The sequence below is a fragment of the Pseudomonas fluorescens genome, assembly GCF_040448305.1.
Lineage (GTDB): Bacteria > Pseudomonadota > Gammaproteobacteria > Pseudomonadales > Pseudomonadaceae > Aquipseudomonas > Aquipseudomonas fluorescens_BH.
This window is the reverse complement of record NZ_CP148752.1, coordinates 4221761-4247471: the sequence shown is the minus strand read 5'-3', so window position 1 is coordinate 4247471 and position 25711 is coordinate 4221761. Positions and strand designations below refer to the sequence as shown.

General features: G+C 62.4%; 24 protein-coding genes. 13 read left to right on the top strand and 11 right to left on the bottom strand.

Annotated elements, in window-relative coordinates:
* Window positions 1-9 precede the first annotated feature (9 nt).
* The 7 genes from WHX55_RS19225 to WHX55_RS19195 all read right to left on the bottom strand — a co-directional run bounded on the left by WHX55_RS19225 (window position 10) and on the right by WHX55_RS19195 (window position 9070).
* Entirely contained in the window at window positions 10-1704 is a 1695-nt protein-coding gene (locus WHX55_RS19225) for a multicopper oxidase domain-containing protein (protein WP_151214817.1), read from the bottom strand.
* Window positions 1705-2604: 900 nt separating this feature from the next.
* Window positions 2605-3372, bottom strand: coding sequence for a phosphonate ABC transporter, permease protein PhnE (gene phnE / locus WHX55_RS19220; protein WP_150759225.1), 768 nt, complete (start codon window positions 3370-3372; stop codon window positions 2605-2607).
* Window positions 3369-4196 carry an ABC transporter permease gene (locus WHX55_RS19215; protein WP_353741063.1) on the bottom strand — a complete coding sequence of 276 codons (828 nt, stop codon included), beginning with the start codon at window positions 4194-4196 and terminating at the stop codon, window positions 3369-3371. Before WHX55_RS19215 ends, phnE begins: the two co-directional genes overlap by 4 nt.
* Complete coding sequence (locus WHX55_RS19210; RefSeq protein ID WP_353741062.1) at window positions 4190-4987, bottom strand: ATP-binding cassette domain-containing protein; 798 nt, start codon at window positions 4985-4987, stop codon at window positions 4190-4192. The genes WHX55_RS19215 and WHX55_RS19210 overlap by 7 nt, the downstream gene beginning before the upstream one ends.
* Window positions 4984-5835, bottom strand: a complete 852-nt coding sequence (locus tag WHX55_RS19205) for a putative selenate ABC transporter substrate-binding protein (protein ID WP_150759223.1) — start codon at window positions 5833-5835, stop codon at window positions 4984-4986. Before WHX55_RS19205 ends, WHX55_RS19210 begins: the two co-directional genes overlap by 4 nt.
* 683 nt (window positions 5836-6518) lie before the next feature.
* Window positions 6519-7697 carry a PLP-dependent aspartate aminotransferase family protein gene (locus WHX55_RS19200; protein ID WP_150752872.1) on the bottom strand — a complete coding sequence of 393 codons (1179 nt, stop codon included), beginning with the start codon at window positions 7695-7697 and terminating at the stop codon, window positions 6519-6521.
* Window positions 7694-9070, bottom strand: a complete 1377-nt coding sequence (locus tag WHX55_RS19195) for a pyridoxal-phosphate dependent enzyme (RefSeq protein ID WP_150725346.1) — start codon at window positions 9068-9070, stop codon at window positions 7694-7696. The genes WHX55_RS19200 and WHX55_RS19195 overlap by 4 nt, the downstream gene beginning before the upstream one ends.
* Window positions 9071-9344: 274 nt before the next feature.
* Between WHX55_RS19195 and WHX55_RS19190 the strand changes: the two genes are divergently transcribed.
* The 6 genes from WHX55_RS19190 to WHX55_RS19165 all read left to right on the top strand — a co-directional run bounded on the left by WHX55_RS19190 (window position 9345) and on the right by WHX55_RS19165 (window position 15317).
* The gene (locus WHX55_RS19190) at window positions 9345-10706 is read left to right on the top strand and encodes an NAD(P)/FAD-dependent oxidoreductase (RefSeq protein WP_353741061.1); all 1362 of its coding nucleotides are present in this window, start codon (window positions 9345-9347) and stop codon (window positions 10704-10706) included.
* Window positions 10706-11116: a RidA family protein gene (locus WHX55_RS19185; protein ID WP_003201555.1), complete on the top strand. Its 411-nt coding sequence runs from the start codon at window positions 10706-10708 to the stop codon at window positions 11114-11116. Before WHX55_RS19190 ends, WHX55_RS19185 begins: the two co-directional genes overlap by 1 nt.
* Before the next feature lie 10 nt (window positions 11117-11126).
* Complete coding sequence (locus WHX55_RS19180) at window positions 11127-11801, top strand: DUF1028 domain-containing protein (RefSeq protein ID WP_150752871.1); 675 nt, start codon at window positions 11127-11129, stop codon at window positions 11799-11801.
* Window positions 11794-12963: an acetylornithine deacetylase gene (argE, locus tag WHX55_RS19175; RefSeq protein WP_150752870.1), complete on the top strand. Its 1170-nt coding sequence runs from the start codon at window positions 11794-11796 to the stop codon at window positions 12961-12963. Before WHX55_RS19180 ends, argE begins: the two co-directional genes overlap by 8 nt.
* 35 nt (window positions 12964-12998) lie before the next feature.
* Window positions 12999-14039 carry an ABC transporter substrate-binding protein gene (locus tag WHX55_RS19170; protein WP_090456239.1) on the top strand — a complete coding sequence of 347 codons (1041 nt, stop codon included), beginning with the start codon at window positions 12999-13001 and terminating at the stop codon, window positions 14037-14039.
* Window positions 14040-14279: 240 nt separating this feature from the next.
* Entirely contained in the window at window positions 14280-15317 is a 1038-nt protein-coding gene (locus WHX55_RS19165; protein ID WP_353741060.1) for a GGDEF domain-containing protein, read from the top strand.
* Here the strand turns inward: WHX55_RS19165 and WHX55_RS19160 are convergent.
* From WHX55_RS19160 to WHX55_RS19145, 4 genes are all read right to left on the bottom strand, one after another.
* On the bottom strand, window positions 15314-15673 hold the full coding sequence (locus WHX55_RS19160; RefSeq protein WP_353741059.1) for a cupin domain-containing protein: 360 nt from the start codon (window positions 15671-15673) through the stop codon (window positions 15314-15316). The two genes, WHX55_RS19165 and WHX55_RS19160, sit on opposite strands and share 4 nt — an antisense overlap.
* A gap of 13 nt (window positions 15674-15686) precedes the next feature.
* On the bottom strand, window positions 15687-17084 hold the full coding sequence (locus tag WHX55_RS19155; protein ID WP_353741058.1) for an FAD-dependent oxidoreductase: 1398 nt from the start codon (window positions 17082-17084) through the stop codon (window positions 15687-15689).
* A 70-nt stretch (window positions 17085-17154) separates the two neighbouring features.
* Window positions 17155-18438, bottom strand: a complete 1284-nt coding sequence (locus WHX55_RS19150; protein WP_353741057.1) for a glycosyltransferase — start codon at window positions 18436-18438, stop codon at window positions 17155-17157.
* A gap of 100 nt (window positions 18439-18538) precedes the next feature.
* The gene (locus WHX55_RS19145; RefSeq protein WP_150752865.1) at window positions 18539-19471 is read right to left on the bottom strand and encodes a GntR family transcriptional regulator; all 933 of its coding nucleotides are present in this window, start codon (window positions 19469-19471) and stop codon (window positions 18539-18541) included.
* Between the two features lie 199 nt (window positions 19472-19670).
* Here WHX55_RS19145 and WHX55_RS19140 point away from each other — a divergent pair, with 199 nt between their 5' ends.
* The 7 genes from WHX55_RS19140 (at window position 19671) to WHX55_RS19110 (ending at window position 25710) form a co-directional block, all read left to right on the top strand.
* Window positions 19671-20726, top strand: a complete 1056-nt coding sequence (locus tag WHX55_RS19140; protein WP_353741056.1) for a spermidine/putrescine ABC transporter substrate-binding protein — start codon at window positions 19671-19673, stop codon at window positions 20724-20726.
* 82 nt (window positions 20727-20808) lie between these two features.
* Complete coding sequence (locus WHX55_RS19135) at window positions 20809-21669, top strand: ABC transporter permease (protein WP_151214762.1); 861 nt, start codon at window positions 20809-20811, stop codon at window positions 21667-21669.
* Window positions 21666-22472 (top strand): ABC transporter permease, encoded by an 807-nt coding sequence (locus tag WHX55_RS19130; protein ID WP_353741055.1) that lies wholly within the window; start codon window positions 21666-21668, stop codon window positions 22470-22472. Before WHX55_RS19135 ends, WHX55_RS19130 begins: the two co-directional genes overlap by 4 nt.
* Window positions 22465-23544 (top strand): ABC transporter ATP-binding protein, encoded by a 1080-nt coding sequence (locus WHX55_RS19125; protein ID WP_353741054.1) that lies wholly within the window; start codon window positions 22465-22467, stop codon window positions 23542-23544. Before WHX55_RS19130 ends, WHX55_RS19125 begins: the two co-directional genes overlap by 8 nt.
* A 32-nt stretch (window positions 23545-23576) precedes the next feature.
* Window positions 23577-24860 (top strand): glycosyltransferase, encoded by a 1284-nt coding sequence (locus tag WHX55_RS19120; protein ID WP_353741053.1) that lies wholly within the window; start codon window positions 23577-23579, stop codon window positions 24858-24860.
* Window positions 24853-25221 (top strand): cupin domain-containing protein, encoded by a 369-nt coding sequence (locus WHX55_RS19115; protein WP_353741052.1) that lies wholly within the window; start codon window positions 24853-24855, stop codon window positions 25219-25221. Before WHX55_RS19120 ends, WHX55_RS19115 begins: the two co-directional genes overlap by 8 nt.
* A gap of 144 nt (window positions 25222-25365) precedes the next feature.
* Window positions 25366-25710, top strand: a complete 345-nt coding sequence (locus tag WHX55_RS19110) for a cupin domain-containing protein (RefSeq protein WP_007976122.1) — start codon at window positions 25366-25368, stop codon at window positions 25708-25710.
* The last annotated feature ends 1 nt before the right edge of the window (window position 25711 follow it).

Genomic DNA, 25711 nt, shown 5'->3' with positions numbered 1-25711 from the left:
GCGCGCCACTCAGACGATGTCCCACCTCAGCATCATTGCGTGGTCTTCGTGGATCAGGTTGTGGCAGTGCATGACGTACTTCCCTTTGAAGTCGCGGAAGCGCAAGAACACCCGCAAGGTCGTGAACTCTTCGATTACATACACATCCTTACGGCCTTGCTCGTGCGCCAACAAGGGCTTTTTCACTCCATTCTGGATCTTGCCGATGATCTGCCCCTCTTCGAAGTGGATATGAATGGGGTGGGTCCAACCGTCTTCGGGATTCACTAACTCCCACACCTCGGCGGCGCCTTGGGGGATCGTGGCCCGCGGAACTTTCACGTTGAACAGCTCATTATTGATCGTCCACAAGCCTTTGCTGCGGTCGAAAACCCAGCGCCGCACAGTCGCTGCCGCGATTTCCGCAGGGTTGAGTGGCGGCAGCGCGCGCAGCACGCTCGGCACCTGACTCAGGTCCTGCTCTGGCTGGGTGCGATCGACGATGAACTTGAGCACGCGCGTGCCCGGCTCCTTGATGTCCTTGCCCTCACGGGTGTCTTCCTGGCGCATCCTGTTGACCAGGTAGAGCACGGAGCCTATCGGGTACTTGGAGAAGTCCACGACTATGTCGGATCGATTGGCCACGCCCATCTGCACCTGGGTTTGGTTCAACAGCGGGGCCGGCAACAGGTTGCCGTCGTTGGCGATGAGGGTGAACGTCTGCATCGCGCCGCTCGAGGAGAGCAGATAGAACGCGTAGAAGCGGCTGGGCCCAGCGTCGAGCAAGCGGAAGCGATACTTGCGGGCCGCCACTCGTAATACCGGCTCGATATAACCGTTGACGACCACCTTGTCGCCCAGAACCCCCTCGGGATTGACCTGGTCGAAGAACAGGATGCCGTTGTTGTCGAAACGCATGTCCTGAAAGCTCAGCGGGTAGTCGTAGGGATAGCTCGGCAGCCGCAGCGCGCTCGGGTTCGGATCACGCTCGTTGCCCGAATCGATATCGTCGAACAGGAAGTACATCCCGAACAAGCCACGAAGCATGTTCGGCGCGGTGAAGTCCAGGGTGTGGTCATGGTAGAACAGCGTGCCCAGGGCCTCGTTCGGATCGCCGATGTGGTTTTGCAGCTGGTCGTAGCCCGCATAGATGTTCGGGTAGAAGTGATCCTTGAATGCCCCCGGCGCGGCTAGGGTCGGGCCCGCCTTGTTCGCACTGTAGTAGTCACCCGGGAAGCCGTCGCTTTCCGACCCCGTGTGCGCATTGTGCAGGTGGGTGGAGATCTCTGGCGTGCCGAAACCGACTTGATTTTGCGGCAGGTCGTTGCGAAAGCGGACGATGACCGGTCTGCCATAGCGCGCGAAGATCGTCGGGCCGGGAGTGACCGCGCCCGGTGTATTGCCTTCGTAACCCCAGATGCGCTGCGGCGGATAGGCCGGATGGAACACCCAATCGGGACGCTCTTTGGCCTTCAGCTCGTACAGTAGCGGTGCGCCGAACACTCCGATGAACTCGGCGAAACGTTGGTGCGGCTCTCGCCCCGCTTCACCGCCGGCAGTATTCGCCGCCTCGGTGGGTCTCGGGTTGAGGAAGGCGACCGCTTCGAGCGGTGTGATCGCGTTGGGCAGCGTCACCAGCCACGGCGTGGTTGGCGGGCTGGGGGGGAATACCGGCTCATCCCTGGCGATGGCGCTACGCCCATCCAGTATAAGCGGCGTCAGCATTGCGGCAGCGCCGAGCTTAAGGAATGTGCGCCGGGCTTCGACATCGGCTGAGTCTTGCGGACTCGGCAGTTGGCCTTTCCTGTGTCTCAAGTCTGTAGGTTTCATGGCAGTGCTTCTCTCAGGCGGCTTGCTCCTCGCTGACTGCCCCCCGACACCTGGCAGGGTGGCAAAACGTCAGCTCCGTATTCGAACCAGAAGCTCGTGGGATAACGGCCACGGCCGAACTCCACTGAGGCGCTTTCGCATATCAGCGCTCAGTCGCAAGTGGTTCTCTGTATTGAGAACAACGGACAATCGGTAAGTATGGAGTTGCTCGGACGGGGCATTCGAGTGGGCTGAGAAAGCGCCGGTTAGTGGAGGCTCCATCATGTGAGTGAGTTGCTCTCTGTCCATGATTTTCTCCGTCGTTGTGTTGACGCTGGCACCGGGTGTCGTGCCTTGCCTGTGCTACACAACGCTCTGCAAAACGTCGAACTCCTCCTTGGAATTAAACTATGTTTCTAAAGGTTTCAATGACAGTTTAGATCGGAACCGTTCATGATAAGTAGGCAAATAACCGTTCTGCCAGAGGTTCAATAGATTGTTATGGCTCATTGGTATCAGCTGTTAAGCCTGTGAGCAATGGCAGGCACTCCGCTGCTGCCTCATCTCAACCAGGCGACGATTTCCCGCACCGAGAGCGCGCGAGCCGTGCCCGGTTATGCCGTGATTGGATGGGTAAGGGGACTGATTTATTTTGTGTTGGCTGAACGTCTGCTTTTGGCTGTGGATTCAACCGGTCGATGCAACAGATTGGGGTCGTTTTCTACCGGTCATAGCCATAAAACGCGCTAGTCAACTCCATACAAATGGTTGCTCAGGTCGAATGCAATCAGCTGAGCAAATCCATCCAATCCCCCATCACGCCTTGACCCAGCGCTGGCGGCTCCAGCTGCTCAACCCATCAACGGCAAACACCAACAGCAACATGGCGAGGATCACCGTGCTGGCCTGGGCCTCCTGGAACAGGCTGAGGCTGACATAGAGCATCTGCCCCAAACCGCCGGCACCGACAAAACCGAGCACGCTGGCCATGCGGATGTTGTTTTCCCAGCGGTACAGGATGTACGCCAACAACTGCGGAAACAGGTTGGGCAGGGTGCCGTAGCAGAAGGCCCAGACGACGTTGCCGCCTTGCAAGCGGATGGCTTCGGCCGGTTGCGGCGGGGTGTTTTCCAGTGCTTCGGCGAAGAGTCGACCGAGCACCCCGGTGGTGTGCATGGCCAGTGCCAGGGTCCCGGCGTTGGGGCCGAGTCCGGCGGCCAGCACCATCAGCGCGGCCCACACCAGTTCGGGAATGGCGCGCAGGGCGTTAAGCACGAGACGCGACGCACTCTGCAACGGCCAGCCGAAACGCCCGGCTGCCGGCAGTGCCAGCACCAGGCCCAATACCGCCGCAAGCAGGGTGCCGAGGGCCGACATGGCCATGGTTTCCACGGCGCCACGGCCGATGGCTTGCAGATGGCCGGCGCTCAGGTCCGGGCTGAGAAAACGCAGCACGTAGGCGCCCATCTGCTTCAGGTTACCGCTGCCACCCAGTTCGCCGAGGTCGATCCCCAGATAGCGGAACGAAGCGACGACCGCTGCGCCAATGCACAGGATCAGCAGCAGGTTGATCAGGCGATTCATGCGAACCTCCAGCGCAACAGGCGGCTGATCTGATCGGCGAACAGCACCAATACGAAAAAGGTCAGCAACATGCTCGCCACTTCACCGCCGGCGAACATGCGCAACGACAAATCAATCTGCTGGCCCAGCCCGCCGGCGCCGACGAAGCCCATCACCACCGACGCGCGGATCGCGCATTCCCAGCGATACACGGTGTACGACAGCAACTCCGCGCCGACATTGGGCAGGATGCCGTAGCAGAACGCCGCCAACCGGCTGCTGCCGGCTTGCAGCAATGAGTGGGCGGGACGCTGGTCGACCGACTCGAAGATTTCCGCGTAGACCTTGCCCAGCATGCCGCTGTAGGTGATGGCAATGGCCAGCACCCCGGCCGTCGGGCCAAGGCCGACGGCGCGCACGAACAGCAGGGCCCAGACGATTTCCGGCACGCTGCGCAGGAAGATCAGCAGCCCGCGCACCGGCCAGCGAAACAGCCGCCCGAGTGCGCTCGGACGACCACTGCGCGAGGCTGCGGACAGCGACAGCGCTCGACTGGCCAACAAGCTGGCGGGCACGGCCAACATCAAGGCCAGGGCCATGCCGGCGGTGGCGATGGCCAGGGTTTGCAACGTGGCTTGCCACAGTAGCTGAAGGAACTCTTCGCCATGGGCCGGTGGCCAGAAGGCTGAGACAAACCGGCCCATCTCACTCTGGCTGTCGGCCTGGAGCAGTACACCCAAATCCAGTTCGCTGAAATGAATTCCGGGCCACAGCAGAGCAAGTGCCAACAGACTGAGCAGCAGGCGGGGCAGGGTGGCCGGGTCTCGTGTATCGCGCGTCAGCATCGTGGAATCTGCAGGCTCAAGGGCGCCACCGGAACTGGCGGCGATAGCAATTGTTCGTTGGCGTAGAGCTTGTCGAGCAAATCGTGGTCGACGTCGCTGGCGGGAAGGTCGAACAGGACCTGGCCGTCTCGTAAGCCGATGATGCGCGAGAAGTGCGTCAGGGCCAGTTCCACCGCATGCAGGCTGGCGACCAGGGTCACCTTGTGTTCCCGGGCGTGGCGGCAGAGGACTGACAGGGTGTGCCCGGCCAGCACCGGGTCCATCGCTGACACCGGCTCATCGGCCAGCAGTACTTCGGGCGCCTGGTACAGCACCCGGGCAATGCCCACGCGCTGCAGTTGGCCGCCGGACAATTGCTGGCACTGGGCGAACAGCTTGTCACCCAGGTCCAGCTTGACCAGTGCCGCCCGCGCCCCCGGAACATCCACCGGATGCAGCAGGCTCAACAGGCTTTTGGCAAAACCCCATTGGCCCAGCTTTCCGGCCAGCACCGCCGTGACCACCCGTTGCCGCGGTGGCAGGGGTGGCGCCTGATGCACCAGGCCGATGCGCGCCCGCAGCTGCTGACGCCGATGGGCGCCAAGCTGCCAGGCGTGCTCGCCGAGTACCTCGACCGCGCCGTCGTCCGGGCGCAGGGCGGTGGCCAGCACGTTGAGCAGGCTCGACTTGCCGGCACCGGACGGGCCGATGATTGCGACTTGCTCACCGGCACCGATGTGCAGGTCGACCTCATGCAGCGCACGCACGCCATTGCCGTGGGTGAGGCTGACCCGGTTCAGATGCAAGGTCATTTCAGCAGGTCGGCAGCGCGCGCGGCTTCCTCGATGCCCTTGTAGTTATCCGGCTTGGTCTCAATGAAACGGCTGGCGGCTTGCAGGTCGAGAATGGCCTTGTCTTCGGGTTTTGCCGGATCGAGCGCGAGGAAGGCCGCCTTGATCTTGGCCGCAAGCGCCGGGTCGAGGGTGCCGCGCACGGTCCAGTTGTAGTCGAAGTAGGCTGGCGTGGTGGCGAAGACCTTGACCTTGTCGGTATCGACCTTGCCGGCCTTGACCAGTTTTTCCCAGACGCTGGCATTCAGCACGCCGGCATCCACTTTGCCAGCCTGGACCCAGGCGACGGTGGCGTCGTGGGCGCCGGAGTAACCGACACGGCTGAAATAGGTTTCAGGCTTGATGCCGTCCTGCAGCATGAAATAACGCGGCATCAAGCTGCCGGACGTGGAAGACACCGAACCGAAGGCAAAGGACTTGCCCTTGAGGTCGGCCAGCGACTTGACGGCCGGGTCGGCGGTGATGAATTTGCTGGTGAACTGGGCGTCTTGCTCACGCTGTACCAATGGAATGGCATTGCCGGTTTTCAGTCGCGCCTGCACGAAGGTGAAGCCACCCAGCCAGGCCATGTCGATACGGTCTGTGGCCAGGGCCTCGACCACCGCCGGGTAGTCGGATACCGGCACGAACTCGACCTTCATGCCCAGTTGCTTCTCCAGGTATTCGCCCAGTGGCTTGAACTTGCGCAGCAGTTCGGTGGGTGCTTCGTCAGGAATGGCGCTGACCTTGAGGGTCTCGGCGGCCTGTGCCAGCAGGGTGGAAAGGGACAGGGTCAGGCCGACGGCCATAGCCAGGGTACGTTTGAGCATGGAAGTTCTCCGGTTCAATAGCGGAAAAATGTCGATGCGCCCCGCACAAGCTGATTGCTGCACGACGCTTCGTGAGGGTAGACGAAAACGCCGCGATTATAGGGAGTCTTGTTTGCTTGACCAGCCTTGCAACAAGACTTAAGGCCAAAAAAAGACCTGTGGGAGCGGGCTTGCTCGCGAAAGCGGCGTGTCAGTCAGCATCAATATCGACTGATCCACCGCCATCGCGAGCAGGCTCGCACACAGGGGATCTTTGATGAACAGCCAATTTTTGCATGACAGACATTCAAGTGTGGGAGCGAGCTTGCTCGCGATAGCGGCGTGTCAGTCAGCATCAATATCGACTGATCCACCGCCATCGCGAGCAAGCCCGCTCCCACAGGGGATCTCTGCTGAACAGCCAATTTTTGCATGACAGACATTCAAGTGTGGGAGCGGGCTTGCTCGCGAAAGCGGCGTGTCAGTCAGCATCAATATCGACTGATCCACCGCTATCGCGAGCAGGCTCGCTCCCACAGGGGATCTCTGCTGAACAGCCAATTTTTGCATGACAGACATTCAAGTGTGGGAGCGAGCTTGCTCGCGATAGCGGAGTGTCAGTCAGCTTCAATATCGACTGATCCACCGCTTTCGCGAGCAAGCTCGCTCCCACAGGTTTAGTGGTGTGCCGAGATTTAGGCAACTTACATCCGCGCCAACGCCTGCGCCAAGTCAGCCCGCAAATCCTCCACATCCTCAACCCCCACCGACAACCGCACCAAGCCATCGCCAATCCCCAGTTCCGCGCGGGTATCGGGTGGAATGGTGGCGTGGGTCATGATCGCCGGGTGTTCGATCAGGCTTTCCACGCCGCCCAGGCTCTCGGCCAGGGCGAAGATCTGCACGCTTTCAAGGAAGCGTTTGGTGCCGGCCAGGTCGCTGTTGAGGTCAAGGGAGATCATCCCGCCGAAACCGCGCATTTGCCGTTGGGCCAGTTCGTGTTGCGGGTGCGACGGCAGGCCGGGGTAGTAGACCCGTGAGACTTGCGGTTGGCGCTCCAGCCACTGCGCCAGCTCCAGTGCGTTGCTGCAATGCCGCTCCATGCGCAGGGCCAGGGTCTTCACCCCGCGCAGGGTGAGGAAGGCATCGAACGGGCCGGCGATGGCGCCGACGGCGTTTTGCAGGAAGCCCAGGCGTTCGGCCAGTTCGGCGTTCTGCCCGACCACGGCGATGCCGCCGATCACGTCGGAGTGACCGTTGAGGTACTTGGTGGTCGAGTGCAGCACGATGTCGAAACCCAGTTCCAGCGGGCGCTGGATCCACGGGCTGGCGAAGGTGTTGTCGGCCACGCAGATGATGCCGCGGGCACGGCAGGTGCGGGCGATGGCGGCCAGGTCCGTGAGGCGCAGCAGCGGATTGCTCGGTGTCTCGACCATCACCATGCGGGTGTCGTCTTGCAGGGAGGCCTCGAACGCCGCCAGGTCGGTCAGGTCGACGAAGCTGAAGCGGTGCCCGGCGCTGCGCTGGCGCACCTTGTCGAACAGGCGGAAGGTGCCGCCGTACAAATCGTTGCCCGAGACGATGTGCGAGCCGGCGTCGAGCAGTTCGAGCACCGTGGAAATGGTCGCCAGCCCCGAGGCGAAGGCAAAGCCCCGGGTGCCGCCTTCGAGGTCGGCCACGCAGCGCTCCAGGGCCCAGCGCGTCGGGTTGTGCGAACGCCCGTAATCCAGGCCTTTGTGCACCCCGGGGCTCTGTTGCAGGTAGGTGGAGTTGGCGTAGATCGGCGGCATCAGCGCCCCGGTCGAAGGGTCCGGCACTTGCCCGGCGTGGATCACGCGGGTGGCGAAGCCCTGTGGCGAGGCGTTTTTATCCTGTTGACTCATGGCAGGGATCTCCGCAAATGGTTGAGCATGTCGGTTCGGGTAATCAGGCCGTGGAAGCCCGAGGCATCCTGGATGATCGCCACCAGCCCACGGCCCAGTTCTGCCTCCAGATCCGCCAGCGAGGCATCGGGGGACAGGGTTTGCAGTTTGTCGGTCATGGCGCTGGATACGGCCTTGCGGAAGTGCGCAACGTCTTCATGCACGCCCAGCAGGATGTCGGACTCGTCGATCACGCCGACCAGTTGTTTGCCGTTCACCAGCACCGGTAGCTGCGAGACATCCGCCAGGCGCATGCGTTGAAATGCCGTCAGTAGCGTGTCATCCGGGCCGACGCTGATCACCCGGCCATCCTCGAAACGCCGCGCGATCAGGTCGCGCAGGTCGCCGTAGTGCTTGCGTTGCAGCAAGCCCTGATCGTTCATCCACTGGTCGTTGTAGACCTTCGACAGGTAACGCGTACCGGTGTCGCAGACGAAGCTCACCACCCGTTTCGGCTGGGTCTGTTCGCGGCAGTAACGCAACGCCGCCGCCAGCAAGGTGCCGGTCGACGAGCCGCCAAGAATGCCTTCGGCGCGCAGCAGTTGGCGGGCATGGTCGAAGCTTTCTTCGTCGCTGATCGAATAGGCGTGGCGCACGCTGGACAGGTCGGCAATCGACGGAATGAAGTCTTCGCCAATGCCTTCCACCGCCCAGGAACCGGGGGTGGGGAGGGTGCCGCCGCGGCTGTATTCGGCCATCACCGAACCGACCGGGTCGGCCAGGACCATTTCCAGGTCCGGCTGCACGCGTTTGAAGAAGCGGGTCAGCCCGGTGAGGGTACCGGCCGAACCAACACCGACGACGATGGCGTCCACATCATGCTGGGTTTGCGCCCAGATCTCCGGCGCGGTGCTGCATTCGTGGGCCAGCGGGTTGGCCGGGTTGTTGAACTGGTCGGCGAAGAACGCATCGGGAATTTCCGCGGCCAGCCGCGCGGCGACATCCTGGTAATACTCAGGATGGCCTTTGCCGACGTCGGAGCGGGTGATGTGCACCTCGGCACCCATGGCCTTTAGGTGCAAGACCTTCTCGGTGGACATCTTGTCCGGCACCACCAGCACCACGCGATAGCCCTTGGCGCGGCCGACCAAGGCCAGGCCGAGGCCGGTATTGCCGGCGGTGGCTTCGACGATGGTGCCGCCGGGCCTGAGGCGGCCATCGCGTTCGGCGGTGTCGATCATGGCCAGACCGATGCGGTCCTTGATCGAACCGCCGGGGTTCTGGGATTCGAGTTTGAGAAACAGCGTGCACGGGCCGGTATCGAAACGGCTGACGCGCACCAGCGGGGTATTGCCAATCAGTTCGAGCACGGCAGGACGGGAATTGTCGGGCATGTCATCACTCCTTGCGTAGATCCGCACTGGATGGACAGCAATCCGCGCCGGGTCTTTGCGCCGGTCGCGGGCAATGCATCGCTTGGACCATAGGCCGGGATCGGGTCGGCCGCAACCTTGCACAGCCAACCGGTCACCTCGACGCTTTTTCCTCGCCAGCGACCACAAAAAACATAATTTCGCTATTTCCCGGCTCCGAACAGAATGCGGCCAACACCCTGACACCGATAGCCGCAGCAGAAGAACAACAGTGATCAGAATCGAGGCGGCAGCCATGACCGACCTGAATCAAACCACCTTTCAGAAGTGCACAGCCATGACAGTTGATAAGACCGAAATTGATACGCTTGTTGTTGGCGCCGGACAGGCCGGCGTGGCCATGAGTGAACACCTGAGCAAGCTCGGTGTGCCTCACCTCGTTGTGGAGCGCAATCGTATCGCCGAAGCCTGGCGCACCGGTCGCTGGGATTCGCTGGTAGCCAACGGCCCGGCCTGGCACGACCGCTTCCCGGGCCTGGAATTCGACGGCCTGGACCCGGATGCCTTCGCCGGGAAAGAGCAGGTGGCTGAGTACTTCGAAGCCTACGCCCGCAAGTTCAACGCGCCGATCCGTACCGGCGTGGATGTGAAGAAAGTCGAACGTAACACCGACCGTCCAGGCTTCACTGTCGAAACTTCCGATGGCGTGATCGAGGCCCGCCACGTGGTGGTCGCCACCGGTCCGTTCCAGCGTCCGGCCATTCCGCCGATTGCACCCGAAATCGCCGGCATCACCCAGATTCACTCCGCCCAATACTACAACCCGCAGCAACTGGCCGAAGGCGCGGTGCTGGTGGTGGGCGCAGGTTCCTCGGGCGTACAGATCGCCGATGAACTGCAACGTTCCGGCAAACAGGTCTACCTGTCGATGGGCGCCCACGATCGTCCGCCCCGTGCCTATCGTAACCGTGATTTCTGCTGGTGGCTGGGGGTGCTCGGCGAGTGGGATGCCGAGGCCATGCAACCGGGCAAGGAACACGTGACCATCGCCGTGAGCGGCGCCCGTGGCGGCCACACCGTGGACTTCCGCCGGCTGGCTCACCAGGGCATGACCCTGGTCGGCCTGACCCGGGCGTTCAACGGCGCTGTGGTGAGTTTCGAAGACAACCTCGCCGACAACATTAAACGTGGCGATGAAAATTACCTGGCGCTGCTCGACAAGGCCGACGCCTATATCGAACGCAACGGCCTGGACCTGCCGCTGGAACCCGAAGCCCGGGCCATGCTGGCGGACCCGGACTGCGTGACAAATCCAATCCTTGAACTGGATCTGCTCAAGGCCGGCGTCACCACGATCATCTGGGCCACCGGTTACTCCACCGACTACAGCTGGCTGAAGGTCGATGCCTTCAAGGAAAACGGCAAGCCACAGCACCAGCGCGGCGTGTCGGCCGAGCCGGGGGTGTATTTCGTCGGGTTGCCTTGGCAGTCCCGCCGCGGCTCCGCGTTTATCTGGGGCGTTTGGCACGACGCCAAGCACATCGCCGATCACATCGTTAAACAGCACACCTATCTCAACTATCGGGATGCGACCCAGCGTCAAGCCGAGGCCGCCCGTGCACCTCTTCAGAAAGCCAGCCTCATGGGAGTTCGTTAATGCCTACTCATACCCGCATCCGCATGTTCAACACCAAAGACACTTACCCGAACCAGACGCTGGACAACGATTTGTGCCAGGCCGTGCGCGCCGGCAACACCGTGTATGTGCGTGGTCAGGTCGGCACCGATTTCAACGGCCAACTGGTGGGCCTCGGTGATCCGCGCGCCCAGGCCGAGCAGGCCATGCGCAACGTCAAGCAATTGCTGGAAGAGGCGGGCAGCGACCTGAGCCATATCGTCAAGACCACCACTTACCTGATCGACCCGCGCTATCGCGAGCCGGTCTACCAGGAAGTCGGCAAGTGGCTCAAGGGCGTGTTCCCGATTTCCACCGGCCTGGTGGTCAGCGCCCTCGGCCAGCCGCAGTGGCTGATGGAAATTGATGTGATCGCTGTCATCCCTGAATAAGGAATTCGCCATGACTTTTTCCATCGTGGGTCGCTGCGCCGAGACCGGCCAGCTGGGCATTGCCATCAGTTCTTCGAGCATTGCCGTCGGCGCGCGCTGCCCGTGGCTGCGTGCCGGTGTCGGCGCGGTGTCGAGCCAGAACATCACGCTGCCGGCCCTCGGCCCGCAGATCCTCGATGAACTGGCCAACGGCTCGGCGCCACCCCAGGCGCTGGACCACTCATTGACCCGCAACGGCTACAGCCAATACCGCCAGGTGGCGGTGGTCGATGCCCACGGGCGCACGGCGGTGTTCAGCGGCAACCATGCGCTGGGTATCAACAACGCTGTGGCCGGTGACCAATGCGTGGCGGCCGGCAACCTGCTGGCCAATAGTGGGGTGATCGAGGCGATGGTCGCGGCGTTCGAATACAGCGAAGGCTGCCTCGCCACCCGGCTGATGAACGCCTTGCAGGCCGGCCAGGATGCCGGTGGCGAAGCCGGCGCGGTGCACTCGGCGGCGCTGTCGGTGGTGGGTGACCTGACCTGGCCGATGGTCGACCTGCGGGTGGATTGGGCCGATGAAAACCCGATCGGCGAGCTGGGCAAACTGTGGACGGCCTACGAGCCGCAACTTCAGGATTATCTGACCCGCGCCCTCAATCCGACCCTGGCCCCCGCCTATGGAGTGCCCGGCGATGAGTGAGTTGCGCAGCCGCGCCATGCTCGCGCGATTGATCGGGTTCGCCACGGTCAGCCGCGATTCGAACCTGGAACTGATCGAGTTCGTGCGCGACTACCTGCACGGACTGGGCGTGGATTGCGAACTGATCTACAACGCCGAGCGGACCAAGGCCAATCTGTTGGCCACGGTCGGCCCGCGCGTGGCTGGCGGCATCGTGCTGTCCGGGCACACCGACGTGGTGCCGGTGGACGGCCAGGACTGGACGGTCGAACCGTTTTGCCTGAGCGAGGCGAACGGCAAGCTTTATGGTCGCGGCACCGCCGACATGAAAGGCTATCTGGCTTCTGTGCTGGCGGCCGTGCCGATGTTTCTCTCCAGCCCTTTGAAGCGCCCGGTGCATTTGGCGTTTTCCTATGACGAAGAGGTCGGATGCCTCGGCGTGCGCGGCTTGCTGGAAGTGCTGCCGCAACGCATCCCGGCACCGGCGCTGTGCCTGATCGGCGAGCCCACCGAACTCAAGCCGGTGCTCGGCCACAAGGGCAAACTGGCGATGCGTTGCCACGTACGCGGCGCCGCCTGTCATTCCGCCTACGCGCCTTATGGGGTGAATGCCATCGAGCAGGCCGCGCGCCTGATCGGTCGGCTGGGCGACATCGGCGCCACCCTGGCCCGGCCGCCATTGCATGACAAGCGCTTCGACCCGGCGTTCTCGACCGTACAGGTCGGGGTGATCCAGGGCGGTACGGCGCTGAACATCGTTCCAGCGGATTGCCGTTTCGATTTCGAGATCCGTGCCTTGCCGGACTTCGCCCCGCAAGTGGTCGTCGATGAGCTGCAGGACTACGCCGAACAGACGTTGCTGCCGGCCATGCAGGCCGTGGACACCGATACCGGTATCCGCTTTGAAAAAATCTCGGCCTATCCGGGCCTGGCGACACCCGCCGACAGCGCGGCGGCCCGGCTGATTGCCCAACTGTGCGGCAGCGACGAGTTCAGCACCGTGGCTTTTGGCACCGAAGGCGGGCTGTTCGATCAGGCCGGCATTCCTTCGGTGGTCTGCGGTCCTGGCAGCATGGACCAGGGGCACAAGCCCGATGAATTTGTCAGCGTTGATCAGATGGCGGCCTGTGACCGCTTGATGGATCGCCTGGCGGCTTACTTGAGTGAATCCGAACACCCATAACAACAACGGGCCGACAAGCCCCGAGGAAGCGATCCATGTCCAGATCCTTGCGTTGCAGTGTTCCGTTTGCCCTGGCGTTGTTGAGTGCCAGTGTGTGGGCGGCCCCCCAGGACCTCACCGTGATTTCCTTCGGTGGTGCTACCAAACAGGCCCAGGATAAGGCCTATTTCCAGCCCTTCAACGCCAGCGGCGCGGGCAACATCATCGCCGGTGAATACAACGGCGAGCTGTCGAAGATCAAGGCCATGGTCTCCGCCGGCCACACCAGTTGGGACGTGGTGGAAGTCGAAAGCCCCGAGCTGTTGCGTGGCTGCGAAGAGGGCTTGTTCGAGAAGCTCGATGCGGGACGCTTCGGTGATTCGGCGAACTTTGTGCCCGGTGCGTTGACCGAGTGCGGGGTGGCCACTTACGTCTGGTCGATGGTCATGGCCTACGACCAGAGCAAGCAGGCCAAGGCGCCGCAGTCCTGGGCCGACTTCTGGAATGTCGCCGACTTCCCGGGCAAGCGCGGCCTGCGCAAGAGCGCCAAGTACACCCTGGAAATCGCTTTGCTGGCGGACGGCGTCAAGGCGGACGACGTGTACAAGGTCTTGAAAACCCCGCAAGGCGTGACGCGGGCCTTTGCCAAACTCGACCAGATCAAGCCGAACATCCAGTGGTGGGAGGCGGGCGCACAGCCGGCGCAATGGCTGGTGGCCGGGGACGTGGTGATGAGCGCCGCCTACAACGGGCGGATTGCCTCGGCGCAAAAGGAAGGCATGAAGCTGAGCATCGTCTGGCCGCAGAGCCTGTACGACCCGGAATACTGGGCGGTGGTCAAAGGCACGCCGAACAAGGCGCTGGCGGAAAACTTCATCGCATTTGCCAGCCAGCCGCAGACGCAAAAGGTTTTCTCGGAAACCATCCCCTACGGGCCGGTGCATCGCCAGACCCTGCCATTGCTGCCCAAGGACGTGCAGGACCAACTGCCGACCGCCGAGGCCAACCTGGCCGGCGCCCGGGCCGTGGACGCGGAGTTCTGGGTCGACCATGGCGAAGAGCTTGAACAACGCTTCAATGCCTGGGCTGCGCGGTAACACAGGCTCCGCAGGCCCCTGTAGGAGCGAGCCTGCTCGCGATGAGGCCATCAGATCCAACATCGTCGTTGGTTGATACACCGCCATCGCGAGCAGGCTCGCTCCTACAGAAAACTGGGTGCAATACCTCGGGCGTGCCGGGTTGAAATGATTGTGTAATTCGGGATGGTCGTTTGTCGGGCGTATGGCTATGCTCAGCGAGTTTGCCAATCGCCAAATAATAATAACCACAGTGAAACCATGAGCCAATCAGACACGCGTGCGACTGTTCTAGCGCAGTATCCGGAAGACTCCCGCGAGGCCGCGGCGTTGCTCAAGCAGGCAGTGCCGCTGATGGTTCGTCACAACATTGCGCCCAACCCGGTGCACTACGCGCTCTGGTACACCTACAGCAAAGGCCAGGAGCCGGAGCTCAATCGGCACCTGGACCGGTTGGTCAACGACTTCGACTATTTCCCGCCGGAGTCGGCCACCAGACTGTTTCGCGAGTACATCATCCGCGATGAGCTGGCGGATGCCCGTTCCGGGCAGCAGGACGCAATCAACCTGGTCGACGACATGGAGCGCGATGTTTCGCGCAGCGTGAAAGGCAACCAGAACTTCCAGGCCAGCCTCGGCCAATACCTGCAGATGCTCGAAGAGCCCGCCAGCGAGCGCTTGCCGAGCATCCTGGTCCAGCTGCAACAGAGCACTCGGTTGATGCAGGGCCAGCAGGAACACTTCCTCGCCCAGTTGCAGTCGGCGCAGCATGAAATCAAAAGCCTGCGGGACAAACTGGAGCGCGCCCAACTGGCGGCGACCCTCGATGGCCTGACCGAATTGCTCAACCGCACCACCTTCAACCGCCAGCTTGAACAGGCCATGAACAACGCGGCGACAGGCGTGGCGCTGGTGATGCTGGATATCGACCACTTCAAGCAATTCAACGACCAGTACGGCCATCCCTTGGGTGACCGCGTGCTTCAGCATGTCGCCCGGGTGTTGCGCGATTCGCTGCCCGGCGAAGCGTTCGCGGCGCGTTATGGCGGCGAGGAGTTCTGCGTGGTGCTCAAGGACTGCCCGGACCTGGCCGCCGCAGGCGCTGTTGCCGAGCGCCTGCGCCTGAAAGTCCAGGCGCTGCGGGTCAAGGCCCGGGGCACCGACACGGTGCTGGACACCATCACCGCGTCGTTCGGCGTGGCCCACGCACACCCCGGCGACACGCCGGAAAGCCTGTTGACCCGCGCCGACGATGCGCTGTACCAGGCCAAGCGAAACGGGCGTAATCAGGTACGTTAGCCGAGGATGAAGTAGACCTTGCGCACCTTGGTGAGGTTTTCCCAGGTGCCGTTGAATCCGCTGGCGACCACGAAGGAGTCACCGGGGCCGAACGTGCGCGCGACGCCCTCGGCATCGGTCAGGCGCACGCTGCCTTCGAGGATGTGACACAGCTCGTCGTAATCGCACTGGCAACGCTCCCGGTGCGGTCCCGCCTCCCAGATGCCGGCCACGGCGTTTTTCTCGGGCTGCACAAAGTGCCGCCAACTCTTGCTGCGATAAGGCGCGTCGACCACGGCCGGGTCGTTGATTTCAGTTTCACGGGGGGCAAGCTCGCTGGCGAAGTCGATGACGTGCCGGGGCAGGGCTGTGGACATGGTGGTCTCCGGGTCAGGAATCGAAACCGATGCCAAAGGCATCGAAGGTCTTGAGCAGCAGGTCGCGGTGACCGTCGCGGTCTTCGCGCGCCAGTGAACGCTGGGCCAGTTTCACGCCGACATAACGCAAGGGTTCGGGCGGAAAGCGGAACGGCGCCTTGGAGGTCATCAGCAGTTCGGTGCGTTCGGTGCGCTCGCCGGCCAGCAGGTCGAGCATGTTCAGCGCGGCAAAGCGGCTGGCGGATACGCCTTGCCCGGTGAAGCCCAAGGCATAGGCGACGCGGCCCTGGTGCTCGCAACCGGTGAACATCGTGGTGCGCGCGGAGGTGTCGATGATGCCGCCCCAGGCATGGCTGAAACGCACGTCGCCCAATGCCGGGAAGGTCTGTTGGAATTGTTCGGCCAGACGCTGGAAGCTCTGCGGGCGCTGGGTCAGGGCTTCGTCGCGGCGCCCGCCGAAATGGTAGATGGCATCAAAGCCGGCCCAGAGAATGCGGTCGTCGGCGGTCTTGCGCAGGTAGTGGAACTGGTTGCCGGCGTCGGCGATGCCGTAGCGCCCTATCCAGCCGATAGCTTGCAGCTGCGCATCGCTCAAGGGTACGCTGACCAGACTGTAGTCGTAGACCGGGATCACGCTCGATGCCAGATGGCCGAGCAGCGGCGGGGCGATGTTGGTGGCGAGGGCGATTTTTCCAGCGGTCACTTCGCCGTGAGCGGTTCGCAAGTGAAGATTGTCGTTGTTGGCTTGCAGTTGCAGGACCGGGCTGTTTTCGAACAGTTGAATGCCTTGCTCAAGGCAAACGCGGCGCAATTCAGCGGCCATTTTCGCCGGGTTGAGCAGGGCGTAGTTGGGCTCGAACAGGCCGGCCACATACGCCGGTGAATCAAGCTTGCGTGCCAGGTCGCCGCCTTCCAGCCACTGGCAGTCGATGCCGAATCGCGCATAGTTACGCTGCATCGAGCGCAGCCCGTCGACCTGCCACGGCCGGCTGGCGACGTTGAGTTTGCCCTGGCGTTCGAACTCGACGTGCATGCCAAAGCGTTGCAGGTCGGCGGCCAGTGCATCGAGGTTCTGCCGGCCGAGTCGGATCAGTTGCTCCGCTTCATCCGGCCAACGCTTGAGGGCGTTGGAGACCCCATGGGAAATGCTCGGCGCGCAGAAACCGCCATTTCGCCCGCTGGCTTCACCGCCGCAGCGTCGCGCCTCGATGATCGCGATGCTCAGCCCGGGGTTGCGCTGGCGTGCCAGTAGCGCCGTCCACAATCCGGTAAAGCCACCGCCGACCACCGCCAGGTCGCACTGCACCGTGCCGGTGATGGAAGGTGCGGCGGGCGGCGGGGTGACGGTGTCCTGCCAGAAGGGATGGGGCAGGACGTGGTCGAGGGCATCGAGACGCGGTGGGGCATTCATGCTGAAACTCCGGCGGTGTGTCGGGCAGCGACGATTGCGTTCGGTTGCCCGACGGTTTTTGTTGTTATGGCTAGAGGTCTGGAAGCGCCAGGATCGCGCGGGCGGCAATGTCGGTGCCGCGGGTCGCCTGCATGCGCTCGCTGAACGCGGTGAGGCGTTGTTTCATCGGCTGGTCGGCCAGCAGCTGTTCAAGCGCGGCGGGCAGGGCGGCGACGGGGTCGGCGAAGCGTGGCAGGTAGCGGCCGACGCCGACTTCCTCGGCGCGGGCGGCGTTGTCGTGGCCGTCCCAGCAGTACGGAATGATCAGCGATGGCAGGCCGAAGTACAGCGCTTCGCAGAAGCTGTTGTTGCCACCGTGGTGGATGAACAACTGGCATTCCTTGAGCACCGCCGGCTGGGCAAACCAGCTGTCGAGGTACACGTTGTCCGGCACGGTGGTGTACATGTCGCGGTAGGCGCCGACGTTGACCAGGAAGCGGTACGGCAAGGTTTCGATTGTGCTGATCAGGCGCTTCATCATCCCGGTGTCGGCGGCACCGAGGCTGCCGAAACTGAGGTAGATCAGCGGCGCGTCGTTGTGCCGTGGAAAGTCCGGGACGATGTACGGCGCTTCGCGGCGCACGCAGCCGTCGAGGTACACGTAGCGTTGCGGATCGAGCGGTTGCTGGCGCTCATAGCGCACTGGCGTCGGTGACAACAGCAAATTGAGCCACGGCGAGTCGGTGAGGAACTGCCCCGCAGGGCACGGCGCCGTATTGTTGCCGAGGAGAAATTGCGAAAAGCGTTCATGGGCCGGTGCGACGGCCCTGAGGTACTGTTCGGTGTAGCGCTCGCAGGCCTGGGTGTCGCTGGCCAGGCATCCGGACAGGTAGGGTGGAACGGCCGCATCCGGCAGTTCGGTTTCGGCGCAGGACACCACCCGCACCCAGGGGCAACCGGCGTTGGCGATGGCCGGGAACATCACCACGTTGTCGAGCACGATCACGTCGGGCTTGAGGCGGCCAAGCAACTGCTGCAAGGGTTTTTCCGCTTCGATGGCGGTGTCGATGATGGCTTCCCAGGCCGGCGCCACGTAGCTGTCGATCTGCGCCAGCGGGGTCTGGTCGAAGTAGGGAATGCTGCGCTCGATGAAGCGCTCCCAGTAGTGCTGGTGTTCCGCCGCCGACAGCGGACTCACTTGCGGAATCGGGTACTCGTCGAAACCGTATTCGGCAAACAACCCCTGGAAATGTTCATGGCAGATGAACACCGGCCTGGCACCCAGTTCACGCAGCGACTGAGCGATACCAATGCAGTTCAAGGCCGCGCCGAAACTGGCTTCCGGAAACAGGGCGATCAGTTTTTGTTTTTGCATGGCGAGGGACTGTCCATGGCGGGTCAGACCCGCCGCTCCTGAAGGTGTTTTTGATGCTGTCTTATTTTCAAAAAAAAATCATCATGTTTTTGCGAGCCGGTTAGCGACGCCCGAACAGATGGCTTTGCGGGATGCCACGGTTGGCGGTTTGCGGGCGTTGCGCGGCGCTCAAGCGCAGGTGCAGGCGCAGCAGGTCGGCGGCGATCTCCATCTGCCCGCGTTCGATCTGCGCGATGATTTGCAGGTGTTCGCGCAGCGCTTCCTGCAGGCGGTGCACGCTCACCGAGGGCAGCAGGTTCGGCAGGCGCCGCAGGCCTTGATGCTGGAGCAGGGCGTCGCTGATGAAACGGTTGCCGCAGCTCTGGGCCAGCAGTTCGTGGAAGCTTATGTCCAGTTCGCGAAACTGCTGGATATCGAAATCTTCCACGGGGCGGGCGAGCAGGCTTTGCGTGGCGCTGCGCAGCAACGCAAGGCGTTGCGGGTCGGCGTTGAAGCTCGGGCTGAGCAAGGCCTCGGGTTCGAGAATCAGGCGAAATTTCAGGCTTTCTTCAAGGGCGGCGAGGCTGTTCAGCGACGGACGAAACAGCCAGGACTGGCCGGGGCCGCGCTCGATGGCCTGGCTTTCGCTCAATTGCTGCAGGGCCTTTTGTGCCGCTGGCCGGCCGATGTCGTAGCGGCGCATCAGTTCGCTGATGCTGATGCTGTCGCCCAGGCGCCCGGCCATGCGGTCGCGCAGCACCGAGGCGGCCAGTTCTTCTTCCTCGGCTTGCGGCAAGGCAGCGTTGAAGGCCTGGCCCGCCGGTGAGGCCAGCAATCGGTAGCCCTTGCCGGCTTCGTGGCTCAGCAGGTTTTCTTCCAGCAGCACTTTCAACGCGCCGCGAATCAGCGTGCGCGAGACCTGGAAGGTCCGGGCCAGGGCCTGCTCGGCCACCGGGTCGCCGGCCACCAGGCCACTTTCCTGAGTGTGCTCGAGGATGCGGCGGGCCAGTTCCAGGTGATTGGTGCGCGGTTTTTTTTCGGCTGTCGTGCTCAAGCGTCTTTTCTCGTTGTGATCCGCTGTCGGGCTCGGTTGCTCATCTTAAGTCATGCGCCGGCGAAGCGTCAGGCCGGAAAAAATGCGTTGACATCTTTTGATACTGGTCCTAATTTCTAAAAAAAAACACCAGTAATCGTTTCTCGTTTTGCCGTACTGCCTTCGAACACAACAATAAACAATCGTCGGGTGAGTATTTATGAGCAAGCTGAATGATCTTCTGTGCGTGGGATTGGCCGTTTCCCTGGCGATCGCTTCACAGGCTGCAAGTGCGAAAGACATGGTGATTTCCATCTGGGACGGCTACATGGCCCCGGATGCGCTGGAGAAGTTCAAGGCTGCCAGCGGTGTGGACGTCGACAAGGCGCTGCACGCCACCAACGAAGAAATCATGGGCAAGCTGATGGCCTCCGGTGGTGAAGGGTACGACGTGGTGTTCGTCTCCTCGCCTTTCGCCGAAGTCCTGCACAAGCAGGGGCTGCTGGCGGACATCGATCCGGTCAAGGTCCCCAACCTGAAAAACCTCTACCCCGAAGCCACGCACCTGGAATATGACCAGGGCAATCGGTTCTCCGTGCCTTACACCTGGGGCACCACCGGTATCTGTTATCGCTCCGACAAGGTGACGCCGGCGCCACAGAGCTGGAACGAGCTGCTCAACCCGAGCGATGCCCTCAAGGGCAAGGTCACGATGCTCGCCACCGACCGCTGGATGCTCGGTGCCGGTTTCCTCGCCAAGGGTTGGTCGGTCAACGACAGCGACCCCGCGCAAATCGCCGCGGTTCGCGATCAACTGATCGCCACCAAGAAACGCATTCTCTCCTTCGACGACACCACCTTCTACTCCAAGCTCGCGTCCGGCGAATCGCTGATGGCTCACGCCTGGGACGGCTGGTGCAACTACGGCACCCAGGCCAACGCGGCGATCAAGTTCGTGGTGCCCAAGGAAGGCTCCGACCTGTGGGTGGACACCATGGTGGTGCTCAAGAGTTCGAAGCACCAGGACGAAGCCTTCAAGTTCATCAACTTCATGCTGGCCAAGGAAAACCACGCTTGGGTCGCTGAAAACATCCTCTATAAAGTCCCCAACCAGGCGGCCATGGCCGGGCTGTCCGCGGACCTGCTCAAGCAATACCCCAATTTGACCATGACGCCGAGCGAGCTGGTGAAGATGGAGCAATTGCGCGACTTGGGCGGCACCACGCAAAAGGCCTACACCCGCGCCGTCACCGAAATCATGGCGGCGCAGAACTAACGCCACGTCGATCCGAGGCATGCCCGGCATGCCTCGCCACGCTCGCAAGCCGCCTCTGTCCTGAGGCGGGAGGATATGGGTAATGAGTGCTTTGCATGCTGACAGGCGTCTGTCGGCCTGGCTTCTTGCGCCCGGCTTTGGCTGGCTGCTGATGTTCCTGGTGATTCCGTGCCTGCTGGTGCTGGTCTACAGCTTCGTTGAACGCGGCGCGTATGGCGGCATCGACTGGTTGTTCACCTGGGAAAACTACCAGCGTGCGTTCGATCCGCTGTACCTGGGCATCCTGCTCAAGTCAGCCAAGATTGCCGGATTGGCCACGCTGTTTGCTGTGCTCATCGGCTACCCGGCAGCTTATGCGATTGCCCGTGCGCCACGGCGGCGTCAGGCGGTGTACCTGTTTCTGGTGATGCTGCCGTTCTGGAGCAATTACCTGATCCGCACCTACGCCTGGATCGTCCTGCTCAACCGCGAAGGCCTGATCAACCGCCTGCTGCAAATGCTCGGCTACAGCGGCGAACCCATCAGTCTGCTGTACACCGAGTCGTCCGTGGTGCTGGGGCTGGTCTACAACTACATCCCCTTTGTGATCCTGGCGATTTTCTCGTCGCTGTCGCGGATCAATAACGAACTGTGGGACGCCTCGAAAGACCTCGGCGCCTCGGGCTGGATGACCTTCCGCCGGATCATCCTGCCGCTGAGCGTGCCGGGTATCGCGGCGGGCGCAGTGTTTGTCTTCGTGCTGAGCATCGGCAACTTCATCACGGCCGACCTGCTGGGTGGCAAGCAGGTGCAGATGGTCGGCAACCTGATCTATTCGCAATTCCTTACGGCGCGGGACTGGCCGTTCGGCGCGGCACTGAGCTTCTTCCTGATCGCGATCATGTTGATCCTGTTGTTCATCCAGGCACTGGTGGCCCGTCGTGCAGAAGGGGCGCGCTCATGAGTCAGTCTCGTTCTGTCAGCGGCACTTTGCTGGGGTCACACCTGGGGCTGGTGTACGCCTTCCTTTATATACCGATCCTGGTGTTGATCCTGCTGTCGTTCAACAAGTCCGGCTTGCCCACCGCATGGGGTGGCGTATCGCTGAAGTGGTACGCGGCACTGGCGCACAACACGGCGATTCTGTCGGCGGCGCTCAACACCCTGGTCGTTGCGTTGTCGGCGACCTTGATTGCCTGCGTGCTCGGCACGTTCCTGGCGCTGGGCATCGAGTTGCGCCGCAAGGGCAACGATAAAGGCCAGGTGGTCGACACCTTGCTGATGGCGCCGATGATCATTCCCGACATCGTGCTGGCGATTGCGCTGTTGAGCTTTTTCAACCTGCTCAAGGTCGGCCTGGGGCTGCACTCGATCATCATCAGCCACGCCGTGTTCAATATCGCCTTCGTCTGTGCGGTGGTGCGCACGCGGCTCAAGCACTTCGACTATTCGATCCTCGAAGCCTCGATCGACTTGGGGGCGAGTTGGTTCACCACCTTGCGCCGGGTGCTGCTGCCGGTGATTTTTCCCGGTGTGCTGGCCGGTGGATTGCTCTCGTTCACCCTGTCGGTGGACGAATTCATCATCGCCTTTTTCAACTCCGGTTCCGGCCAGGCCTCGACCACGTTGCCCATGCAGATCTACGCCATGATCCGCTTCGGCGTCACCCCGGAAATCAACGCTCTGGCGACGCTGGTGATGCTGGTCAGCATCACCGCGCTGCTGGCTTCGCAGCGTCTCAACAAGGCTCCTCGCACCCATGAATAATTCATCTGCGGTACTGATCCTGGATAAGGTCAGCAAGTCTTATGGCAACGGCCTGGCGGTCAACGAGGTGTCGCTGAGCATCCGCGAGAACGAGTTCTTCGCGCTGCTCGGGCCGTCCGGCTGCGGCAAGACCACGCTGCTGCGCATGCTCGCCGGTTTCGAGACCCCCAGCGGTGGCTGCATCTACCTGGACGGCAATGACATCTCGCCGCTGCCGGCCAACAAGCGTCCGCTGAACCTGATGTTCCAGTCCTACGCGCTGTTTCCCAACATGACCGTGCGCAAGAACATCGCCTACGGCCTGGAAATGGAGCGCCTGCCGGAAAGCGAAATCCGGCGCCGGGTCGATGAAGTGCTGAGCACCGCGCAACTGGGTGAGCTGGCCGAACGCAAACCCGATCAGCTTTCCGGCGGCCAGCGCCAGCGAGTGGCGCTGGCACGGGCATTGGTCAAACGCCCGCGAGTGTTGCTGCTCGACGAGCCCTTGGGCGCCCTCGACAAGAAGCTGCGGGAAAAGATGCAGCTGGAACTCAAGCGCCTGCAACACGAGAGCGGCATCACTTTCATCATCGTCACCCACGACCAGGAAGAAGCCCTGGTGATGTCCGACCGCATGGCGGTGCTCGACGGCGGCAAGGTGTGCCAGTGCGGCAGCCCGACCGAGCTCTACGAAAACCCCAGCAGCCGTTTTGTCGCCAACTTCATCGGCGTCAGCAACCTGTTCGAAGGCGTGCGCTCGGGCCGGCACTCGGTGCGGGTCAATGGCCAGGAACTGAGCGTCGAAACCGACGCGCCGCTGGTGAGCGGCCAAGCCGTCGCCGTGGTGGTGCGCCCCGAACGCCTGCAAGTGCTGACGGAGCAGGGCGGCGATTGCGCCAACCAGGTCAGCGGCAAGATCGTCGAAGTCGCCTACCACGGCCTCGACACCAACCTGCACGTGCAGACCCCCCTCAGCGATAAACCGCTGATCGTGCGCGTGCCGTCCTCACAGTTCGAATTCGCCCATTTTGCAATCGACACGACCATCCGGCTGGGCTGGCAGGCCCGGCATGCCCGCGTATTGACGCGCTGAACAAAAAAAAGACCAGGCAGGAGCAGCACTCGATGAAACAGAAAGTGATCGCATTCTTCCCCGAAGCCGCCTACGGCCCGGCGCTGAACTCAGTGGGTATCGCGCAGGCCTGTGAAGCCCTGGGGCATAAAGCGGTGTTCCTCACCGACCCGGGCATGAGCGGTGTCTACGCCGGTTATGGTTTTGAAGAGCACATGGTCAACATGTCGGCGCCGATGCCGGCCGAAGAGATGGCCCGCTACTGGGTGGATTTCATCAACGGCCACATTCCGAATTTCCGCAAGTCGCCGCTGGAACAGATCGACAACTACGTCAAGGAATGCTGGGCCGCCATCGTCGAAACCGCCAAGTGGGCGCAAAAGGACCTGCCGGCGGTGCTGGACAAGGTCAGGCCCGACCTGATCTGCGTCGACAACGTGATCCTGTTCCCGGCGATCAAGCAATACGGCAAGCCGTGGGTGCGGATCATTTCCTGCTCGGAAAACGAGATCGAAGACCCGGATATCCCGCCGCACCTGTCGGGCATGAGCATCGATGACAGGGCCGGCCACGCGCAATTCCGCCAGCGTTTCGAGGAAGTGGTCGGGCCGATCCACGACGACTTCAACCAGTTCCTCCAGGCCCATGGCGAGCAGCCGTATCCGCTGGGGACCTTCTTTGAGGCCTCGCCGTTCATGAACCTGTTGTTGTACCCGGATGCGGTCAAGTTCGACCGCCGCCATCCATTGCCGGCCGAGCGCTTCCATTACCTGCAAGGTTGCGTGCGTCACGACACACCCTACGAGATTCCGCCGTTCCGTGCGAACGACGACAAGCCGCTGCTGTACGCCAGTTTCGGCAGCCTCGGTTCCGGCGATGTCGAGCTGCTCAAGCGCCTGATCGATGCAGTGGGCAAGCTGCCTTACCGGGCGCTGTTCAACGTCGGCGAACACCTCGACGAATACCCGGACCTGCCGGACAACGTGCAGATTTCCAACTGGTTCCCGCAGCCGTCGGTGATCGCCCAGGTCGACGCGGTGATCCACCACGGCGGCAACAACAGCTTCACCGAGTGCCTGTTCTTCGGCAAACCGGCGATCGTCATGTCCTACGTCTGGGACGGCCACGACAACGCCATGCGCGCCGAAGAAAGCGGCCACGGCTTCAAGCTCGATCGCTACGAATGGAGCGAAGAACAGCTCGCGGAAAAACTCCACGCGTGCCTCAACGATGAGGCGATGCGCCAACGCCTGCAGCGCACCAGCGCGCAGATGCAATCACGCAAGGGGCCGCAAGACGCGGCCGCGATTCTTGACAAGGTGCTTAACGATGCCTGATTCATCCACCACGGCGGGTATCACGCCGTACCTCGAAGCCGTCAGCAGCCGCACCGACCTGGTGGACTGGGGCGTGCAGAGCGATGCCGTCGAAGGTGTCTCGCATTCCAGCGGCCGCTTGCTGTTCAAGGGCCCGAACAACAGCCCGGAAAGCGGACTGTGGGTGTGCACCCCCGGGCGCTGGCGGCTGTCGATTCCCCGGGACGAGCTGTGCCATTTCATCGCGGGTGTAGCGACTTACCGCAATGACAACGGCGAAGTGATCGAAGTGCGCCCCAACACCCTGGTGCTGTTCCCGGCCGGCTGGACGGGCGAATGCCATGTCCGGGAGACCCTGCGCAACGTTTACATGCTGGCTTGAGCCGGTAATCACTGTGGGAGCCAGCCTGCTGGCGATAGCGGTGCGTCGGGCGACATCTGTGTCGACTGTCCCGGCGCAATCGCCAGCAGGCTGGCTCCCACAGGGGATAACCGCCAAGACTGATTTTTTTACTGGAGAAGATGAATGACGACCCCGTTTCTGTACGACCCGCTGAGCATCACCGACGTCAAGGATTGGGGCGTGATCCCGACCATGCTTGAAGGTGAGTCCCGTGTATCCGGCGTGGTGCTGCACAAAGGCCCCGAAGGCCAGTCCGAATGCGGTATCTGGATCTGCACCCCGGGCAAGTGGTTCTGCCATGTCACCAGCGACGAGTTCTGCCACTTCCTCGAAGGTCGCTGCACTTACGTCCACGAGTCCGGCGAAGTGATCGAGATCAAGCCGGACACCGCCGCCTTCTTCGGCAAGGACTGGAAGGGTGTGTGCACCGTCCACGAGACCATCAAAAAGGTCTACATGATCCGGTGAT